20 protein-coding genes and 1 pseudogene are annotated in these 17,220 nt (G+C 64.9%); 11 read left to right on the top strand and 10 right to left on the bottom strand.

Going from position 1 to position 17,220, the window contains the following annotated elements; genetic code table 11:
- Positions 1–93: 93 nt before the first annotated feature.
- The 3 genes and pseudogenes from MVA01S_RS32355 to MVA01S_RS10240 form a co-directional block, all read left to right on the top strand.
- Positions 94–297: pseudogene (locus tag MVA01S_RS32355) on the top strand (FAD-dependent oxidoreductase); the annotation flags it as partial.
- 83 nt (positions 298–380) lie between these two features.
- Positions 381–1,181 (top strand): FAD-dependent monooxygenase, encoded by an 801-nt coding sequence (locus tag MVA01S_RS30360; protein ID WP_003931662.1) that lies wholly within the window; start codon positions 381–383, stop codon positions 1,179–1,181.
- Positions 1,182–1,183: 2 nt separating this feature from the next.
- The gene (locus tag MVA01S_RS10240) at positions 1,184–1,822 is read left to right on the top strand and encodes a maleylpyruvate isomerase family mycothiol-dependent enzyme (RefSeq protein ID WP_064635267.1); all 639 of its coding nucleotides are present in this window, start codon (positions 1,184–1,186) and stop codon (positions 1,820–1,822) included.
- 206 nt (positions 1,823–2,028) lie between these two features.
- On the opposite strand, the gene MVA01S_RS10235 is transcribed toward MVA01S_RS10240, so the two are convergent.
- The 3 genes from MVA01S_RS10235 to MVA01S_RS10225 form a co-directional block, all read right to left on the bottom strand.
- On the bottom strand, positions 2,029–2,289 hold the full coding sequence (locus tag MVA01S_RS10235) for a TetR family transcriptional regulator C-terminal domain-containing protein (RefSeq protein ID WP_003931660.1): 261 nt from the start codon (positions 2,287–2,289) through the stop codon (positions 2,029–2,031).
- Between the two features lie 469 nt (positions 2,290–2,758).
- The gene (locus MVA01S_RS10230) at positions 2,759–3,445 is read right to left on the bottom strand and encodes a CIA30 family protein (RefSeq protein ID WP_003931659.1); all 687 of its coding nucleotides are present in this window, start codon (positions 3,443–3,445) and stop codon (positions 2,759–2,761) included.
- A 4-nt stretch (positions 3,446–3,449) separates the two neighbouring features.
- Complete coding sequence (locus tag MVA01S_RS10225) at positions 3,450–3,884, bottom strand: DUF4174 domain-containing protein (RefSeq protein ID WP_237024295.1); 435 nt, start codon at positions 3,882–3,884, stop codon at positions 3,450–3,452.
- 199 nt (positions 3,885–4,083) lie between these two features.
- On the opposite strand from MVA01S_RS10225, the gene MVA01S_RS10220 reads away from it, so the two are divergent.
- Positions 4,084–5,805, top strand: a complete 1,722-nt coding sequence (locus MVA01S_RS10220; protein ID WP_003931657.1) for a prolipoprotein diacylglyceryl transferase — start codon at positions 4,084–4,086, stop codon at positions 5,803–5,805.
- Here MVA01S_RS10220 and MVA01S_RS10215 read toward each other — a convergent pair.
- The 4 genes from MVA01S_RS10215 to MVA01S_RS31955 all read right to left on the bottom strand — a co-directional run bounded on the left by MVA01S_RS10215 (position 5,792) and on the right by MVA01S_RS31955 (position 7,347).
- Positions 5,792–6,019 carry an MDR/zinc-dependent alcohol dehydrogenase-like family protein gene (locus MVA01S_RS10215; RefSeq protein ID WP_003931656.1) on the bottom strand — a complete coding sequence of 76 codons (228 nt, stop codon included), beginning with the start codon at positions 6,017–6,019 and terminating at the stop codon, positions 5,792–5,794. The genes MVA01S_RS10220 and MVA01S_RS10215 overlap by 14 nt on opposite strands.
- Positions 6,020–6,105: 86 nt before the next feature.
- On the bottom strand, positions 6,106–6,378 hold the full coding sequence (locus tag MVA01S_RS10210) for a hypothetical protein (RefSeq protein WP_255251688.1): 273 nt from the start codon (positions 6,376–6,378) through the stop codon (positions 6,106–6,108).
- A 188-nt stretch (positions 6,379–6,566) separates the two neighbouring features.
- A complete protein-coding gene (locus MVA01S_RS31960; protein ID WP_003931654.1) occupies positions 6,567–6,863 on the bottom strand; it encodes an IclR family transcriptional regulator in 297 nt (98 codons plus the stop codon).
- A complete protein-coding gene (locus MVA01S_RS31955; protein WP_237024292.1) occupies positions 6,820–7,347 on the bottom strand; it encodes a helix-turn-helix domain-containing protein in 528 nt (175 codons plus the stop codon). The genes MVA01S_RS31960 and MVA01S_RS31955 overlap by 44 nt, the downstream gene beginning before the upstream one ends.
- A 226-nt stretch (positions 7,348–7,573) precedes the next feature.
- Between MVA01S_RS31955 and MVA01S_RS10200 the strand changes: the two genes are divergently transcribed.
- Together MVA01S_RS10200 and MVA01S_RS31950 are read left to right on the top strand one after the other, a co-directional pair.
- Positions 7,574–8,143 (top strand): redoxin domain-containing protein, encoded by a 570-nt coding sequence (locus tag MVA01S_RS10200; protein ID WP_003931652.1) that lies wholly within the window; start codon positions 7,574–7,576, stop codon positions 8,141–8,143.
- Positions 8,144–8,146: 3 nt separating this feature from the next.
- Positions 8,147–8,548, top strand: a complete 402-nt coding sequence (locus tag MVA01S_RS31950) for a nitroreductase family protein (RefSeq protein ID WP_390176146.1) — start codon at positions 8,147–8,149, stop codon at positions 8,546–8,548.
- On the opposite strand, the gene MVA01S_RS30820 is transcribed toward MVA01S_RS31950, so the two are convergent.
- Together MVA01S_RS30820 and MVA01S_RS10195 are read right to left on the bottom strand one after the other, a co-directional pair.
- Positions 8,477–8,647: a hypothetical protein gene (locus MVA01S_RS30820; protein ID WP_003931651.1), complete on the bottom strand. Its 171-nt coding sequence runs from the start codon at positions 8,645–8,647 to the stop codon at positions 8,477–8,479. The two genes, MVA01S_RS31950 and MVA01S_RS30820, sit on opposite strands and share 72 nt — an antisense overlap.
- 124 nt (positions 8,648–8,771) lie before the next feature.
- Positions 8,772–9,674 carry an NADP-dependent oxidoreductase gene (locus tag MVA01S_RS10195; RefSeq protein WP_003931650.1) on the bottom strand — a complete coding sequence of 301 codons (903 nt, stop codon included), beginning with the start codon at positions 9,672–9,674 and terminating at the stop codon, positions 8,772–8,774.
- A gap of 459 nt (positions 9,675–10,133) precedes the next feature.
- On the opposite strand from MVA01S_RS10195, the gene MVA01S_RS10190 reads away from it, so the two are divergent.
- Together MVA01S_RS10190 and MVA01S_RS10185 are read left to right on the top strand one after the other, a co-directional pair.
- Positions 10,134–11,054: an LLM class F420-dependent oxidoreductase gene (locus tag MVA01S_RS10190; protein WP_003931649.1), complete on the top strand. Its 921-nt coding sequence runs from the start codon at positions 10,134–10,136 to the stop codon at positions 11,052–11,054.
- 311 nt (positions 11,055–11,365) lie between these two features.
- Positions 11,366–12,433 carry an NAD(P)-dependent alcohol dehydrogenase gene (locus tag MVA01S_RS10185; protein ID WP_003931648.1) on the top strand — a complete coding sequence of 356 codons (1,068 nt, stop codon included), beginning with the start codon at positions 11,366–11,368 and terminating at the stop codon, positions 12,431–12,433.
- Between the two features lie 153 nt (positions 12,434–12,586).
- On the opposite strand, the gene aroA is transcribed toward MVA01S_RS10185, so the two are convergent.
- Positions 12,587–13,813 carry a 3-phosphoshikimate 1-carboxyvinyltransferase gene (aroA, locus tag MVA01S_RS10180; RefSeq protein ID WP_204249581.1) on the bottom strand — a complete coding sequence of 409 codons (1,227 nt, stop codon included), beginning with the start codon at positions 13,811–13,813 and terminating at the stop codon, positions 12,587–12,589.
- 184 nt (positions 13,814–13,997) lie between these two features.
- On the opposite strand from aroA, the gene MVA01S_RS10175 reads away from it, so the two are divergent.
- From MVA01S_RS10175 to MVA01S_RS10165, 3 genes are all read left to right on the top strand, one after another.
- Entirely contained in the window at positions 13,998–14,693 is a 696-nt protein-coding gene (locus MVA01S_RS10175) for a GntR family transcriptional regulator (RefSeq protein ID WP_003931646.1), read from the top strand.
- A gap of 161 nt (positions 14,694–14,854) precedes the next feature.
- Positions 14,855–15,955, top strand: coding sequence for a phosphotransferase (locus MVA01S_RS10170; protein ID WP_003931645.1), 1,101 nt, complete (start codon positions 14,855–14,857; stop codon positions 15,953–15,955).
- A gap of 23 nt (positions 15,956–15,978) precedes the next feature.
- Positions 15,979–17,220: aspartate aminotransferase family protein (locus MVA01S_RS10165; RefSeq protein ID WP_060941588.1), on the top strand; the 1,242-nt coding region annotated here is incomplete at its 3' end.

Genomic DNA, 17,220 nt, shown 5'->3' with positions numbered 1-17,220 from the left:
ACTCGGTGGAGCGGTCTGACAATCGACGCCTGAGGCGGAAATCCTACTTTCGAACAGCTATCACGTAGGTACTACGTCTCTTAGTATCCAGTTGTGCAGGTGGGTGTAATCGGTGGTGGGTTTGGTGGCTTGGCTGCGGCCATCGCCTTCCGCCGCGAGGGCCATAAAGTCACGGTTTTCGAACGAGCTGCTGGCCCGTCTTCGGCGGGAGGAGCGATTTCCCTTGCACCGAATGCGTTGAGGTGTCTCAAAATACTGAGCGTCGATGACCACTTATCGACGCACCCGTGGTCGGACATGCCAGCTACGATCCGGAACAGTAGCGGCCGCGTGCTGGTTCGCAGCACAATGGGCCGACTCACAGGAGGAGCAGAGTTCGCGTGCGTGCCGCGCGCTCAGTTGATCTCCTGGTTGACTGCAGCGCTGCCCCCGACTGCATTCGTTACCAGTGCCCGGTCAGCGCTGTCACCGCTGATGGTGTCGTCGAAGCTCAAGGTGCTCGGCATCAGTTCGATCTGGTCGTCGCAGCCGATGGGGCCCGCAGCCTCACACGGGCGTCGTTGTGGCCGCGGGCACCGCGGCTCCGGCAGACCGGGATCGCCGGATGGGCGTGGATCACCGATACCGCCCTGTCTGAGGGATTCGGCACAATCTGGGGGTACGACACCGATCTCGGAATCCTCCCGCTGCACGACGGCCGCACCTACGTGTACGGCGGAACCTCCCGTCGTGGCGCCGATCTCGGCTCCTTCCGGGATTGGGCGGAACCACTGCCAAGCCTCATCGCCGAGGCCTCGCCATCAGCGATGACGACCCCGCAGATCCTCGAGGCGCGCCCTCCACGTCATCTGATCAACGGCAGAGTAGTGCTGATCGGGGATGCGGCTCATGCCATGCGACCCACCTTCGGACAAGGCGCGGCCCTGGCCATGGAGGACGCCGTCACTTTGGCCTGCCGAGGCCCGGCCGGGTTGGCGCGGCGATGGCCGCGGATGCTGGCGGTCTACGGAGGCGCGAAAGCGGGATCGTATGTCGCCACGCCACGTACGCCCGCGCTGGGGGTTATCCGTAACTGGGCGTTGCGGATAACGCCGAACCCCGTGTTCGGGGCGGCGGCGGGATCTGTCAGTTACTGGCGGGCACCTGGCGGGATGGCTGCTTCGAACCCATCCGGGGCGTGATCATGCGCGCTACGTCCCATGCGGTAATCCTCGCGATGGTGCGCGAGGAACGCGCCAGCCTCGCGGATCTTGCTGATGGCCTTACCGATACCCATTGGGAGCAGCCCAGTCTATGCGCGCTGTGGCGTGTCCGGGACGTTGTTGCGCACGTGCTGAGCTACGACGACCTCAGCGCATTAGGTTGGGCTCGCCGCTACGTCGTTGATGCCAAATGCTCCATCGACCGGTTCAACCAGATCGGCGTCGACCACTACGCCGACACCTCAAACGTTGAACTGACTGCGCTGCTTCGCAACAGGACCAATCCGCGTGGATACATGGCGGCATTCCCTCGAATCGGATTGCTGGATGCGATGATTCATCACCAGGATATTCGCCGAGCAATCGACATGCCGCGTGCCATCCCCGAACACCGGCTGCGGGCCGCACTGGCAGCCAGCCTGCGGACGCCCCTCACCCGCGGAGCCTGGCGCGCCCGGCGATTACGACTCATCGCTGAGGACGTCCACTGGTCATTCGGGACTGGCCACACTGTGGTGGCACCGGGTGAGTCCCTACTCATGGCGGTGGCCGGCAGGTTGGACGCCCTCGCCGAGATCCAGGGCGATGGTGCTGATGTCTTCCGCGGTCGATTCCGGTGAACCGGTCTGTTGACCAAGGGGTGGGCTGAAAGGCCGGACCAGTGACGCAGTAATCGGTTCTGCACCATGATGGGCTCGCTTTACCGTCGTTGGATGCCTGCAGATCAGCCGCATTGACGGCTCGATCCTCGAACGGCTAGCGGTCAAGGCAACGAGGGACCTACCATCGGCGCAGTTATGTGTAGCGGTGGGATTTTCCCGGACGATCAGGCTCCCAATAGCTGCCGCGCGCTGGCCGCCGAAGCTCTCAGCTCCACCTCGAGGTCGACCTGGTCGGGACTGAGGCACCAGCGGAAGACCAGTCCGGTCGTGGCATCGACGGCCGCCTGGGCGGCGTGATGAGCGTCGAGGTCGGGTTTCACCGATCCGTCGCTCTGGCCTTGTCGAAGCGCACTCGCGACTGCATCACGGACGTCCGCCAGCCACGCCTGATAGATCGAAGCGAGCTCCGAAGTCGTGCCGGTCACCTGGAACGCGATGGCGAAGACAGCACGGCGAAACCGGGAGGGCTACCGATCCATGGCTGCCACCCTCGCGGCGCCATAGCGGTTACCGCGGCAGTCCGGTTGAGGGAGCCTAGGCACCTGCGGTAGGAACCACTGCCCCAGAATGTCGCGGAAGAGCGATGGCCACCAACGATGTTCGAGGTCTGTTACGAGGCGGACGATCTCGTTGAGCACGGCCGACGGTAGGTCGCGTCGGGTCTCGACGAAACGGCCAAGTTTTCGGCTACGCAGGCTTCTTCCGGCTACGTCAACGCAGTGCGTGCTGTGCAGCGGGCGGCCGAGCGCCGCAACCAGCCATCCACCTGACACCGTCGTCGATACCCGAGTTGCTTCATGCCTGGTCTCCCGCCAACGCCGCGCACAGGCGCTTTCTGCCATCCAGGCCAGCGGGTGCGCGGCGGGTCCACCAGAAGTGGTCGTGAGCGACTTCTCAGGACTGACCGCCGAGGATGGCGTCGATGCCGTTGATCGTGAGCTCGAACGGGCCCTGCTGTTTGTCGAGAATGTAGACCGATACCTGGTCGATGAGCGAAGGGTCCAGTGTCCGCGGCGCATCGGGTGCGGGATCAAGGCGCATGCCGACCGGCTGGAAGCCCGCGATGGGCAGTTCATATGTGCGCTGGACGCCGGCATCGGTGGTGAAGCGCTGGATGTAGGACCACGGCTGCCCGTCGATGCCCACCTCGAAGACATAAGTCTTGCCGTCACCCTGTCCGCGCACGCGCAGCGACGTCGCGCCTGCGGCAAGTCGCCCGAGTCCGGGGTCCTGGGGGCCGCGGGCCGAGGCGAATCCGCCGTTGTTTTCCAGCGAGATGTTGCCCGAGAACACGAGTCCACCGTTTCCGAACGTGACCTTCGAGGTGGACGCGCCGCCCATGACGGGGTCGTTGACCGTCGTCCAGGTGGCCACCTCGCCGGGATCATCGAGGTCGACGAGAACGACGTCGGCCCTTTCCGATACGACTGCCGGGGCGGACGAGCCAGGAGTCTCGGGCGCGTTCGTCGTCTCCTTGGCGTTGGCAGGTTGCTCGGTGTCTCCGCAGGACACCACGAGCAATGCCGAGCAGGCGACGGCGATGCCGGCGAGCCAGCGCTGTGACGGGTGGCCTTGGCGCATTCTCTCAACACCCACTCGGTTCGGCGGTCATCTCTCGGCTTCGCATGGGCATGCCATCGGTCACGGCATAGATGGTGCGCAGATCCGGTATGTCGGTGACGCGCAGCTTCTCGCCGCCATCCTTTCCGATCAACAGCACGGCGAAGTCGTTGCCGTCGATCCCGAATCGGTCCGCCAGCCGGGGGGACTCCTCGGCGTCGATCACGTGACCGTCGAGCATGCTGGTGCCCTCGGTGACCACCTGGCCGAGCACCATGTCACGACTGACGAAGTCACATCGGCTCGCCTCGATTCGGCTCAGTGTCTCCGCGAGGCGTGGATCGGTGTCCGTCGGGGCGAAGACCAGTAGTGGGCGACGTTCCCAGCGGTAGTCATCGAGTCCGGTAGCCGCAGCGGTCGCTGATCCGAGCGCGACGCCGGCCATGACCGCAACCAGCATGAATGCCGATAGCCGGACGCTGCGTGTGGCCCCCATAGTGCTTCTCGAGCTTACTCACCGAAGCCGGCGTCCAGCCCGGCTCGCACCGTGACACAATGATGACCAGATTCCGAAAACTGTCTACTCCGGACGCGGCCCTGCCTTACCTTGAGCGCGACTGCAGCAACGCGGTCGTCAATATCGAAGGTTGGGGAGAGCTATGGCACAGCTGTCAGCGTGGATGGGTGCAGGCGTGGTCGCGGCGGGCGTGTCTGCCGCGTTGATCGCCGGGGCCGACACCGCAACAGCCGATACCGGCTCCGGGACGGCGGGCGCCACCGCAGGTTCGTCCGACACCGCTGCTGAGCGCGACAGCGCGGAGGCGCCGAGCGAAACCAACGATGCCGACACCAAAGACGCCGCGGATGCCGAGGACGCAGAGGTCGACGACGCGGAGGTCGACGACGACTCCGACCCGTCCGAGGAGAGCATCGAGCCGGATGCCGAGCTTCCCGAGAGGGGCTCCGGTTCTGATGACTCCGGCGCTACGCCCGCGGCTGACAGCGAAGAAGCGACCGAATTAACTTCGAATGATGCGCCGCCCGTCGACGACACAGCCATCGAGCTGAAGGACGACCAGCTCGACGCCCCCGCTTCACCCGACCCGCAACCCGCGGAGGATGCCGCAGTCCCCGAGGAGCAGAGCCCTCCGTCGGGCCCGCCTGCCACGACTCCGTCGGAGGTCAACCAGGTTGTCGCCCAACGTGTGTCCGCAACAGTCAATACCTCGGCTGCGCTGGCCGCGTCACCGCCGCGGACGCTGCAGGAGGTACTGCAATCCCTGGTGACCGAGATCATCGGGGCAGCCATCCGGTTCGTCGCCGGTCCGCCGGTGGTTCCGGCAGGCGTCAACGTCACGGTGCGCACCTCCAGGCTGGAGATCACCGAAGGGCGCTTCGTCAGCGCACACTGGTACTACCCCGACGCGACCGAACTGCCGGAGCGGCTCATCTACCTGCAGCACGGCTTCCGCGGCGTCGGCGCCATGTACAGCAAGACCGCAGCCTGGCTGGCCGAGCGCACCAACAGCATCGTCGTGGTCCCGACGCTGTCGTCGAACCCCTATGTGCGCGACGGCTTCTGGCTTGGCGACGACCAGGTGCACCGCGCCACCGCCGACCTTCTCCTCGGGGATCGCGACGCGCTCACGGCCAGCGCGGTGGCCGCCGGCTTCGCCCGAAAGTACGGTACCGACGCCGCATTGCCGCAGCGGTTCACCCTGGTCGGCCATTCGCTGGGAGCGGGGGTCGCCGCGGGCGCGGCCGGCTACTACGCCGATGCCGTCGCGGCCAGTGGCGCGGTCAACCGGCTGGCCGGGATCGTCACGCTCGACGGCGCGCCGCCCGGGTCGGTGCTGGCCGATGCTCTCGACAAGCTGGAGAGTCTCGGCACCTACGTCCCGGTGATCGAACTCGGTGCCCCGAGGAAGGACGGCACGCCGCGCCGGGTCGATGCGGCCCTCAACGAACACCGGCCCGGGCATTTCAACGGGGTGGTTCTCGACAACGGGCAGCATCTCGACTCGATGCAGGGCGGAAGCTGGGCGATCCAGCTCATCTCCTATGTCAACCAGGGGTTTCCGACCGAGCAGAACAAGTCGGCCGCACAGACTCTCATCGCCGGGTGGATCAACGACATCTTCGCGGGCCGGATCGATTCGTCGACGGGTGTGTGCGCGGGCGAGGGCTGCGCAGGCATCTACGACGAGCCCGGGCAGACGCTGTCCGTCGCGACTCCGAAGGGGCTCGCCACCGGGGTGGTCATCGGCGCGCGGGTCGCTCTGGCGAGAACCGAGTTTCGGCCCTTGTCGGTGACGTCTCTGGTGTCGCGGCGGTCGACGGCCTTGCGGCTGGGTCTCCCGGTCGGGATCAGTCGAACATGACGACAGCGCGCCCGACGATGTCGCCGCGTCCCAGTGCGTCGAGGCTGCCGTTGATGTCGTCGAGTTTCGTTGTCACCACGTTGTGTTTGATCTTCCCTTCGCCGGCGAGGGTGAGTACTTCCTCCAGATCGTTGCGGTTGCCCCAGAAGGGCCCGAAGTAGGATCGCTCACCGCTGACGAAGGGAAACAGCGGAAGTTCCACCTCCGTGCCCATCTAGCCCACCTGCGAGAGGGCGCCCTCGGTCGCAGGGATCGACGCGGCCAGACCGAGGGACTCCTGGGATCCCGCGCAGTCCGCGACTACGCCTGACCCAAGCTCGGCCGATAATCAGCGGCCTCGGCCTCGGCAGCAAGCAATGCACCTAGCTCACCCTCCTGCTGGGCAACAAACACGCCGATCACCTGCCGGCATACCTCCGGCACGCTCACCCCACGCATTCTCGCAATACCGTTCAGCCCGACCAGCATTGACGTAGACACGTGAAACTGCACAGCGAACTGTCCGCACGAACCATCCTCAGGCAGCGACCCCGGCCCCACCACCACAGGTTCATCCACCCCGTACTCGCTCACCTCAGCAGCCCGAGCTCGCTCGATAGCCCCTCCGCTAGAGCCGCCAACGCCGTCGGCCGGGTCCCGGAACTCCTCGTGACTGAACAAACCCATTCCGCCCACGCTAGACCTCCCAGAACCCGCAGGCCGCCCATAAGCGCCGTCGTTGACGAGAGACCTCGGCGAACGGGCGGCATTCCAGGAGGTCGCTAGAGATCGAGAGCTTCGATCGTGGCGCCCGGATTGGGGCCCAGCAGTGCGGCCAGTCGGGGACTGAGATCTCGACAGGCACCCAGCAGCGGTCGCACCAGGCGCGAGACAGCCTGAGGCGGCAGTCGCTCCGACGGCCCGGCGATGGTCATGGAGCCCAACACGATTGGTGGAATCGTCGGATCGTCGTGCGCGGCCAGCAGGGGTACGGAGATGCCGTTGATGCCCGGGTGGTTCTCGCTGTAGGACGTTTCATAGCCCCGGTCGCGAATGGCGGTGAGCTGCTGGGGCGTCACACCGTCGAGGGCGACGCCGGCCAGCTCCGTCTCGGGGTAGATAGGCGAGGATGATCCGGCCGCTGGCCCCGGCGGCCAGCGGTGAGCGCTCCCCGAGAACGCCGGCCGGGTCGAGGAGCGGCCCTGAGCGCGCCGGCACGCCCAACACCAGCACCCGCAAGTGTCCCGCCCGCAGGTGCACCACGGCCGCCTCACCGCTGACGGCCGCCAGCCGGGCGACGATCGGGTGCATCAAGCGCAGCATGGCCGGTCGTGGACCGATGACAGTCGCCAGCGCCAACGCTCGACTGGCCAACCGGTAGCCGGACCGCCCGAGATGGTGCACGTAGCCCTCGTCCTCGAGTGCCTGCAGAATGCGGAACGCATTCGACTCCGAGAGCCCGGCGCGTGCTGCGACATCGCGCAGCGTCGCCGGTTGGCGCATCCCGGCGAGGGTCTCCAGCACATGCAGCCCGCGCAGCGCGGTCGTAGCCACAAAAATCATCAAGTGAACGGTATGGCCATGCTCAGCCCCGACGGCATCGTCGACGGCACCGCCACCTGTCGGGGGTCGGCCACCGAATAGCCGCAGGTCAAGTCAGTTTGTACGGCACACGGCGAAACCTCCAGGCAGAAGTTGAAGCATGTCTGCCTCGCGGGCGTTTACATGGAGGAAACAAAAGACTTTCGCCGCGCCGCTGGCGACAGGATGAGGAGCGTCCACCATGCCTATGCGATCGATCGGTGACCATTTTCCCGCCTACACGGCAACCGCCGTGACGGGCGGCGACCTGAGCACGGCCGATGTCGAGAAGCCGTGGAACTACTTCACGACGGTGTCCAGCAACGACCACAACGGGCTGTGGCGGATCTTGCTGTTCTGGCCGGAAGATGCGAACGGCATCAGCGGGTTGGAACTCGAGGCTTTCGGCAGGGCGAATGACTCGTTCGTTCAGCGAGGCGCCCAGGTACTCGGTGTCTCTGTCGATACGAAGTACACCCACTTCTACGCGCGGGTCCGTGACAAGAACCTTCACGCCGTACCCTTTCCGCTTCTCAGCGACCACAACCGCTGTATCGGCGCAGCAGCGGGCGTGCTGAACAGCAGCGGCCGTGCAGAGCGCGCGACGTTCATCATCGACCCGCAGAACCGGATCCGGTACGTGTCAGCGTCATCAGCGCCTGCCGTGCGCCGCCCGGCTGCAGTCCTCGACATGCTCGCCGACCTGCAGGCCGAGGGTCAGTACGCGCCGAGGCGCGCCGACGCCGTTTCCAACGGATACCTCCTGGCGACCGCCTGAGCTTTGCGTCGGCGGCTGCGTGGATCGCAGCGCGCGGGCAGGCACGCCACCCGGGCCTTCTGTCCCGAGGAGGTGCCGGAAGAAGTGATGCACGCCGTCTTCGAGTTGGCCGGTTACGCGCCGTGGAACTCCAACACACAACCGTGGCAGGTGGAGGTCGTCAGCGGCGCGGTGACGGAGCGCCTGGCCGACGCCGTGGTGGCTGTTCCGGGGAGCCCCCGCGTCCCGGCGTGCGTAGTTCGGGGCGCAGCTCTACGGCGCGCTGGGCATCGCACGGGCCAGATGATTTGGAGCTCAAAGGCTTACCCGGTACCCAGACGTCTACGCCGTGAATTACGTGCCCGGAGCGTAGAGACCGGGCAGCAGGTCGGGATCGCCGGGCGTCCAGGTGTTGGTGACCTGTGATCGCGCGCCCATGGCGGCTGCCCTTTTCAGGAGGCCGCCCCCGAGCTCGAGCTGACCCGGCTCCCACGCCTCGAGCGCCTGCACGATCAGCCAGCGCACTTCACCAGGATGTTCTGCGAATTCGACGCGGCCGCTCGGGCTTGATAGTCAGCACTGCCTGCAGGATCGGCGATTGTCGGAGGCCAGTCCACGAAGCCGTCAAGGCACAAGCGAAGCGTGCCGATCACTCCAGAGTGATCACTATCTTGCCGGCGCCGCTCTCGGCCAACTCATGGGCCTCTCGGATGGACGCGAGTGGCAGAACGCGGTCGACGCGGGGGGAGTACCTGCCGCGCTGGCCAAGCTCGGCAGCGCGTGCGAGGAGGGCCGAATCGTTGGCGGCGTCCACCTTGCGAACGCCCAACCGCGCGGCTCCTTCTTGGTCGATGACGGTCACCACCCGGGAAGCGTCACCGACGATCTCCACGAGATCCGGCAACGATGCGGACGGCGCCGCATGCAGGGCAGCATCGACACCGTCCGGCGCCAGCGCGTCGACACGTTCGGCCAGCCCCGGGCCATAGGTCGTCGCCATCACCCCGAGGTCAATAAGGTACTGATGGTTGGCGGGTCGGGCGGTACCGATGACCCGGGCCCCGGCGTCGAGCGCGAAAGCGGCTGCGGCACTTCCCACGGCACCCGAGGCGCCCTCGATCAGGAGCGTCTTGCCACTCAGATTCCCCAGCGCGTCGATAGCACCAGCCGCGGTAACGGATGCAAGCCCGGCGGCGGCCGCTTCCTCGCTGGACCAAGTGGCCGGGACGGCGCTCCAGGCCGTCAGCACCGCGAACTCCGCCGTGGTGTCACTGACGCCTCCGAGCCCGAAAACGACGTCTCCCACGGTCGCGTTCGTGACGGCGCTGCCCACCTCGTCGATGACTCCGGCGGCGTCGCGTCCGGGTATCGCAGGTAACTCGAGGGGAAAGGCGTCTCGGATGGCGCCGGCACGCAGCAGGTAATCGATGGGGTTCACACTTGCCGCTCTTACCTTGATGCGAACCGAGTTCGTCGTGGCGTGAGGTTCGGGCGCCTCCTCGATGACCAGCACGTCGGGGGCTCCGTAACGGTGAAAGCGGGCGGCCCGCATAAGAACTCCAATCTTCGAACGCGAGGGCATACTTGCTTCGAATTCGAGCGTACGCCTGATGCGATGTGTGCCCCGCTTGCGCGGCGCACGGTCAGCCGTCAGCGTCCGGGGCCGTGATGAGCAGTGAGTTTCCGCAATTGCCTTGTCTTATCGGCACGTCGCGCGACCTTCCGGTGTGGTGCTGTGGCCGAGTCGCGCGCACGCTTCGCCGTGGCGTGCCGGTACCAACAATCGGGCCCGATGATGCACCGCAGGCCGGAGACCGCGCCGTCCAGGCCATACCAGTCGATGGCTGCGAAGACGTCGGCGACCGTGAGCCCGATGTGGTTGACCCTCAGGGCAACCGGCGTCGATGGGTTATCAGCGGTGGTGAACCCCGCACCATCTGCAATCGGCGCCGAGACCCGTTGGCGTGTGCCGGCGGGAATAGACCTACCGTGTGTTCTGTTCGTGCTAGCCGTGACCATGAGACTTGGACTACAGATTCCGTACTTCTCCTATGGCCTGCCCGTGGCCGAGCTGTTCTCCGCGGTGAAGTCTCAGGTTCAGGAGGCTGAAGCTGCCGGCTTCGACACCGTGTTCCTGATGGACCACTTCTACCAGCTGCCGGGTTTGGGGGCACCGGACGAACCAATACTGGAGGCCTACACGACTTTGGGCGCGTTGAGCGCTGTCACCGACCGCGTGCAGTTGGGGACCTTGGTCACCGGGAATACCTACCGGAACCCCACTCTGCTTGCCAAAGAGATCACCACACTGGATGTGATCAACCGCGGGCGCACACTCTTGGGTGTCGGAGCGGGGTGGTTCGAGCTGGAGCATCAACAGCTCGGGTACGAATTCGGAACGTTCACCGAGCGCTTCGAGAAGCTGGAAGAAGCTCTGCAGATCATGATTCCGATGATCCACGGAGAGCGACCGACCTTCGAGGGCAAGTGGTACCACACCGAGAACGCCATCAACGAGCCGCGTTACCGCGACCACATTCCGGTGATGCTCGGTGGTAGTGGTGAGAAGAAGACTTTCCGGCTGGCAGCCCAGTACGCGGACCATCTCAACATCATCGCGCCCATGGACGAGCTCCCGGCCAAGCTGCGCGTGCTCAAGCAGAGGTGTGCCGAAATCGGGCGTGATCCAGCGACATTGGAAACCAGTGGCTTCCTGACCGTGGTGATCGACGGCGAACCCTCGGTTGACATGGAGGAAGCTACCGGCGGTCGCGCTGTCCACGGCACGCCCCAACAAGTCGCCGAGGAGATCCAGCGACGCGTGTTCGATGTCGGAGTCGATGGCGTAATCATCAACATGCCGACTCACGGCTACACGCCAGGTCTCGTCACGAAGGTGGGGGAGGCGCTGAGTCAACTGACGGCACCCTAGGCCGCAGGTTCCGCAGACTCCCAACGCAGCCCTGTCGTTGCGTTTTCCTACTGGACCGTCCATCAGGGTAGGGCGAGCTCTAGCTGGCCGTCAGCGGCAGAATCCAAAGAGTTTCATGTGCGACCGGCACCGTTCCTGCCGGGCGGTGGGCGGCACGTTTTTCCATGGGTGGCACGGCGAACCCCTGAAAGTATGTGCGGGCCGCACACAAAGAGCCCACATGATGTGTACTCGGCCACCATCGGTCAGGGCTCAGGGGTATCAACGGGTTGTGGCCACCTCGGTGCCCGTCGATTCCGAAAGAGGCAATCATGAACATGAAAGCCGCACGCATTCACGGCTTCCGGCAACCACTCGAGATCGAGGAGGTGCCAGTTCCCGAGCCAGGACCGGGGCAGGTGCTGCTCAAAGTCGCGGCAGCGGGAATGTGTCGCAGTGACTATCAGCTTGTCGACGGCTACTTCAGTGACCTGCTGCCCTTGAGTCTCCCGCTGACCCCAGGCCATGAGGTGGCCGGCACAATCGCTGCGCTGGGCTCAGAGGTGCCGGGCAGCTGCCGATTGGCCGAAGGTGACCTTGTGGTCCTGTACCCGAACTGGGGTGACGGCGCTTGCCGCCAATGTCGTGAGGGCAACGACCAGCTCTGTGCCAGCGGGCAGTTGGTGGGTTTCGGCCCTGATGGGGGCTTCGCCGAGTACATGGTCGCGCCATACGGCAAGGTGATTCCGATCCGGGAGCCCGGGGCTGAACCGGAGTTCCTCGCCCCGCTGACGGATGCAGGGCTGACGCCGTATCGGGGTATGAAGAAGTTGCGTGACGCCGGGAAGCTTGGCGCCGGCCGAATCGTGGCCGTCACCGGAATCGGTGGCCTGGGGGCTTACGGGGTGCAGTACGCAAAGCTCCTGGGAGACGGTGCGACCGTGGTGGCCCTGGCCCGCAGTGACGAAAAGTTGGCCGTCGCCCGCGAGAACGGGGCAGATCACACGGTGAACGTTCGCGGCAAGTCCGTCGATGACGTGCAGAACGAACTGGAAGATCTCGCCAACCGCCGAACGGTCGATGCGGTCTTGGACTGCGCAGGATCCTCGGAGTCCCTTGGTCTGGCTGCATCGATCCTCGCGACCGAGGGCGCCCTCTCGCAGGTGGGCTTGATGGGCACGACGGTGGAACTGCCGCTCTTTCCTTTCGTCAGCGGCGAGCGATCCTACTTCGGGTCGTTCTGGGGAAACCCTGCCGACCTGCAGGAGGTGCTTGCCCTCGCCGGCGAAGGGAAGATCAAACACAACGTGGTGACAACGAAGTTCGACGACATCAACGACAGTCTCGAAGCGCTGGGCCGCGGCGATATCGTCGGGCGCGCGGTCGTCATGTTCGATTGATCCCGGTGTCCAGAACCTGGCGCACGCGGATCTCGCTGCGAACAGGCCCAGCAGCACGTCTGAACATCGGAAGTCATGACGCGTTTCGCCAGCGCAGAAGGTTTCGACGCTGAACTCGTGAATGCGTGCCCTACCCCGCTGCGGTGGGCTGGGCTATCTGTCTCTCAGAGAGGCGAGATCTTCGAAGAACCGGGGATATGTCTTTTGGACGCACTCCGGGTTCCTTATCGCTATTCCCGGTGACCGCAGGCTGAGCAGGGCAAGGCTCATTGCCATTCGATGGTCGTCGTAGGTGTCGAAGTCTGTGGGTTGCGGTGATCCAGGATGGACGGTGAAACCGTCTCCATCGTCGGTAACGTCGATGCCGGCCCGGCGGAGTTCAGTGACCATGGCGTGGATTCGATCTGTTTCTTTTCCCCGGATGAATCCGATCCCGCGGACGCGGGTGGGGGAGTCGGCGTAGACGGCGACCGCCGCCAACGTCTGTGCGGTATCGGAGATGTGGCGCATGTCGACGTCCACACCACGTAACTGTGCAGGCCCCTCGACCGTGGTGTCGGTTGCGGTGCGTGAAACTTTTGCACCCATGGCTTCGAGGATGTCGACGAAGCCGAGATCGCCCTGAATGGAGTGCTGGCCGAGCCCTTCCACGGTGATGCGGCCGCCGGTGATCGCCGCTGCTGCGAAGAAGTACGAAGCGGCGGTGGCGTCTGGCTCGACAGCGAAGCTGGCTGGTCGATAGTCCTGGCGCGTCACTGCGAGGTCGGTTGTGGTGACACCGAATCCGGCCATCACCTTCTCGGTGAGAGTCACGTAGGGCTTGGAGATCAGGTCGTCGGTGACGGTGATGTGCAGCCCCTCCGGCATCAACGGTCCAGCGATGAGCAGGCCCGAGATGAATTGGCTGGAGATCTTTCCGGTGATGGAGAGGCAGCCTCCGCGCGCCGGCGACGTGACGACGAGGGGAAGGCCTTCGTCTCCGTTAACGGCTTCGATGACGGCACCTAGGGTCCGCAGCGCTTCAATGAGCGGTGTGAACGGGCGTTGGCGAAGTTGCGGACTGCCGTCAAGGAGGCTGGCACCGGGACGCTGCGCGAGGACGGGCAGCAGGAATCTTGCCGTGGTCCCGGATTGACGAGCATCGATGTGCAGGGAGTCGCGGCGCTCATCTGCGGTCACGTCGATGCCCGTGACGCGGAACACGTCGGTTGAGTCGTGGGTCTGTACTGAGGCGCCCAGTTGTTCGATGGCGCCGACCATCGCGAGCGTGTCATCTGCGGTCAAGGCGCCGGTGATATCGCTGACGCCGGGAGTGAGGGCAGCGCACAGAAGCGCGCGATTGGTGATGCTCTTTGACCCCGGAACGCGCACCCGTGCCACTGGGGGAGGCGTCAGCGGCATCAGTCGAAGAGCGGCGGCGCTACAGCCGTCCCTGATGCCACTACGTCCATCCACCACGGCAGAATACCCAGGAGGGGCCGCGAAACTGCAAACTGCGAACTGTTGACACTTTGCAGACGTTTACATAGTGTCTGTCCGTGACCAAGGCCATAGGGCGGTTGTAATGCCGGTGATGCAGCCCCTTACTCAGGCGGCGCCGCTGACTGATGAGGTCACGACTCAACTGCGGATTGCCATTCTGAACGGCACATTTGCGCCGGGCGAGAAGATCCGCCAAGCGGACGTCGCCCGCCAGCTCGGCGTGAGTCGCGGACCGGTGCGCGAGGCGTTGCGATCGCTGATCGCCGAAGGCCTGGTGCAAGACGAGCCGCGTCGCGGAACCTTCGTCACCACCCTGACTCCTGACGATGTGCGTGAGATCTTCGATGTGCGGGTCGCTTTGGAGGTGCGTGCAGCCCAGCTGGTGATTGCCAACGGGAACACGGAGGCCACGGTCGCGGACATGAGCAAGGCGCTCGACGACATGGAGGACGGGCTTCGCAGCGGCGATCAGCAGCAGGTGGAGGCCGCTGATGTGGCGTTTCACGCCGCCCACGTCGCCGGGTCCGCCAACCAGCGCCTCATCCGGCTCTACGCGATGCACTCGGATCCGGTGCGGCAGCTCTTACGCATGGACAACAGGCAGTTGCTTCGCTCCGCTGAGGGCGACCGCCGAAGCGGCGGCGGTTTGATCGAGGAGCATCGAGCCATCCTCGCCGAACTGCAATTGGGTGCCGCGGGAGACGTCGCCAAGGTCGTCACCGACCACATCGAGGACGCCCGGGACCGGCTGATCAGGCTCCTCGGCACAGGTCCATAACTCAACGCCCGCTCCATCGTTCGTGCTAACCGCGCTCAGGCGGAGATTCGCTGTGCGCATCTAGGGACCCGACCGGAAGGAAAAATATTGGCCGCCAAGCATATTCCCGCCCATGCAACGACATCAGCCCTGGCGCGGAGCGCGGATAAGGCGACGCAGCGATGACCGTGGTACCGACTCTGGAATCGCTGGGGCTGCATCCCACGGGGACGCTGGCGACAGACCATGAGGTGATGGCCGAGTCGACCGCGGTCGAACTCGCGAGTCGAAAATGGGGGCTGACGGGGACGGCGAGCCGGCTGGCCACAGAGAAGGACGACACCTTCCTCATCGACGCCGGTACCGACGGCCGCTACATCCTCAAAGTGTCCAACGCCAGTGAAAGCGCCACTGAAATCGACTTCCAGTGCGCATTGATGACTCATGTCGCCGACTCGCCGGTCGGTGAGCTGGTGCCCCGCATCGTCGCGTCGGTCGACGGTACGACATTAGTGCCGGTTGACGGTTCCGAGGGGCCGCGCCTAGCGCGAGTGATGACCTTCATGGAGGGAACGCCGCTGGACGAATGCGAATCTTCGGCACCCGAGCGTGAATTCGTCGGTGAGGTACTGGCTCTATTGCGGCACGCCACGCAAAGTTTCGCGCACCCCGCCGGCAGCCGTCTGTTGCCGTGGAATGTAGTCACCCTGCCGGCTTTGGAACCGCTGCTCGACGTCATCGAGAATCCGGCACAGCGAGAACTATTGTCTCGCGGTCTGGCGCGATTCAACGACGTGGTGGTGCCGGTTCTTCCTGAGCTACGAACTCAGGTGGTGCACAACGACTTCAGCAAGTCCAATCTGCTCGTCGACCATGCCCACCCGCGTTTCGTCACCGCGGTACTGGACTTCGGTGACGCCCTGACGGCTCCGATCGCGGTCGACGTCTCGACTGCCCTTCTGAACCAGCTGCCCAGAGATCTCGCGGAACACCCGCAGGACAACATGTTCGAGGCCGGTTTCGACCTTCTGCGCGGGTACCTCAGATGCGCCGACCTCACCGACCTCGAACTCGAGATCGTCCCTCACCTAGTGATGGGGCGTGCGATTGCCCGCGCGCTGATCACGAATTACCGTGCCGCCCTCATCCCCGGCAACGTCGAATACATCATGCGCAACACCGAACAAGGGTGGGCGCAGTTGGAGTGGTTCCTGGAACGGGAGCCGGCTGAAATCTCAGCGCTCCTTCAGCGAGACAACATCATTCAGGAGGAAGCATGGTAACCGTCGACGCGGATCGTGGTCGGATGCAGATGAACAATGCGTTCGACCCCGAAGCGGCCGGAACTCTGGACGAGGCGACCCGCGCCCTCGTCGAGCGTCGGGCTCGCTTGCTGGGCCCCGCCTACCGGCTTTTCTACAAGGAACCGATCCACTTCGTGCGCGGCAGAGGAAGCCGGCTTTGGGACGCTGACGGCAATGAATTCCTCGACGCGTACAACAACGTCGTGTCCGTTGGCCATGCGCACCCCGCCGTGGTAGACGCCGTGCACCGCCAGATGGCCACGCTGTGCACCCACACCCGATATCTGCAAGAAGGAATCCTCGACTACGCCGAGCAGTTGCTGGCAACCTTCGGCGGCGCACCGGGAGACCGGCACTTGATGATGACCTGCACCGGATCGGAGGCCAACGACCTCGCGACGCGAATCGCCAAGCACCGCACAGGAAACCAGGGGGTCATCGTCACCTCGGAGGCCTACCACGGAAACTCCGAATGCACCGCAGGATTCTCGCCATCGCTGGGAGACAATTCCCCGCTGGGCACCTGGGTGCGCCGCATACCGGCGCCCGACTCCTACCGCATCGGTGACGCAGATCTCCCTGGCTTCTTTGAGCAACGCGTGCGCGAGGCCATCGCCGACCTGCACCGACACGGTCAAGGCGTTGCCGCACTGATCGTGGACTCGCTGTTCTCCTCGGACGGCATCTACGCCCATCCGACCTCACTGCTGCGCGGGGCTGTGGACGCCGTTCACGAGGCCGGGGGATTGTTCATCGCCGACGAAGTGCAGAGCGGATTCGCCCGAAGCGGCGACGCCATGTGGGGTTATCAGCGCCACGGCGTCTCACCGGACATCATCACGACAGGCAAGCCCATGGGTAACGGCTACCCGGTGGCCGGTGTGGTCGTCGATCACGACGTGGTGTCCAAGTTCGGGCGAGAGCTTCGGTACTTCAACACCTTTGGCGGAAACTCTGTCGCTGTCGCGGCAGCACAAGCCACGCTGAACGTGATCGAGCAAGAGCGACTGCTGGACAACGTCCACACCACCGGAGCGGGCCTGCTCGCCGGACTCGGTGAGCTGGCGCAACGCCACCACTGCATCGGCGACGTGCGCGGGGCCGGGTTTTACATCGGAGTGGAGATCGTCTCAGACCACGACCTGAAAACCCCGGATGCGCAGCTCACCGCGCAGATCGTCAACGGACTTCGGGACCGGCGGGTGTTGATATCGGCCACCGGACCCGCCGGCAATGTCCTAAAG

The sequence above is a fragment of the Mycolicibacterium vaccae NBRC 14118 = CIP 105934 genome (assembly GCF_001552715.1).
In the GTDB taxonomy this organism is placed as follows: Bacteria; Actinomycetota; Actinomycetes; order Mycobacteriales; family Mycobacteriaceae; genus Mycobacterium; species Mycobacterium vaccae.
The sequence above is the reverse complement of the archived record's forward strand: the minus strand, read 5'-3'. Positions and strand labels throughout refer to the sequence as shown.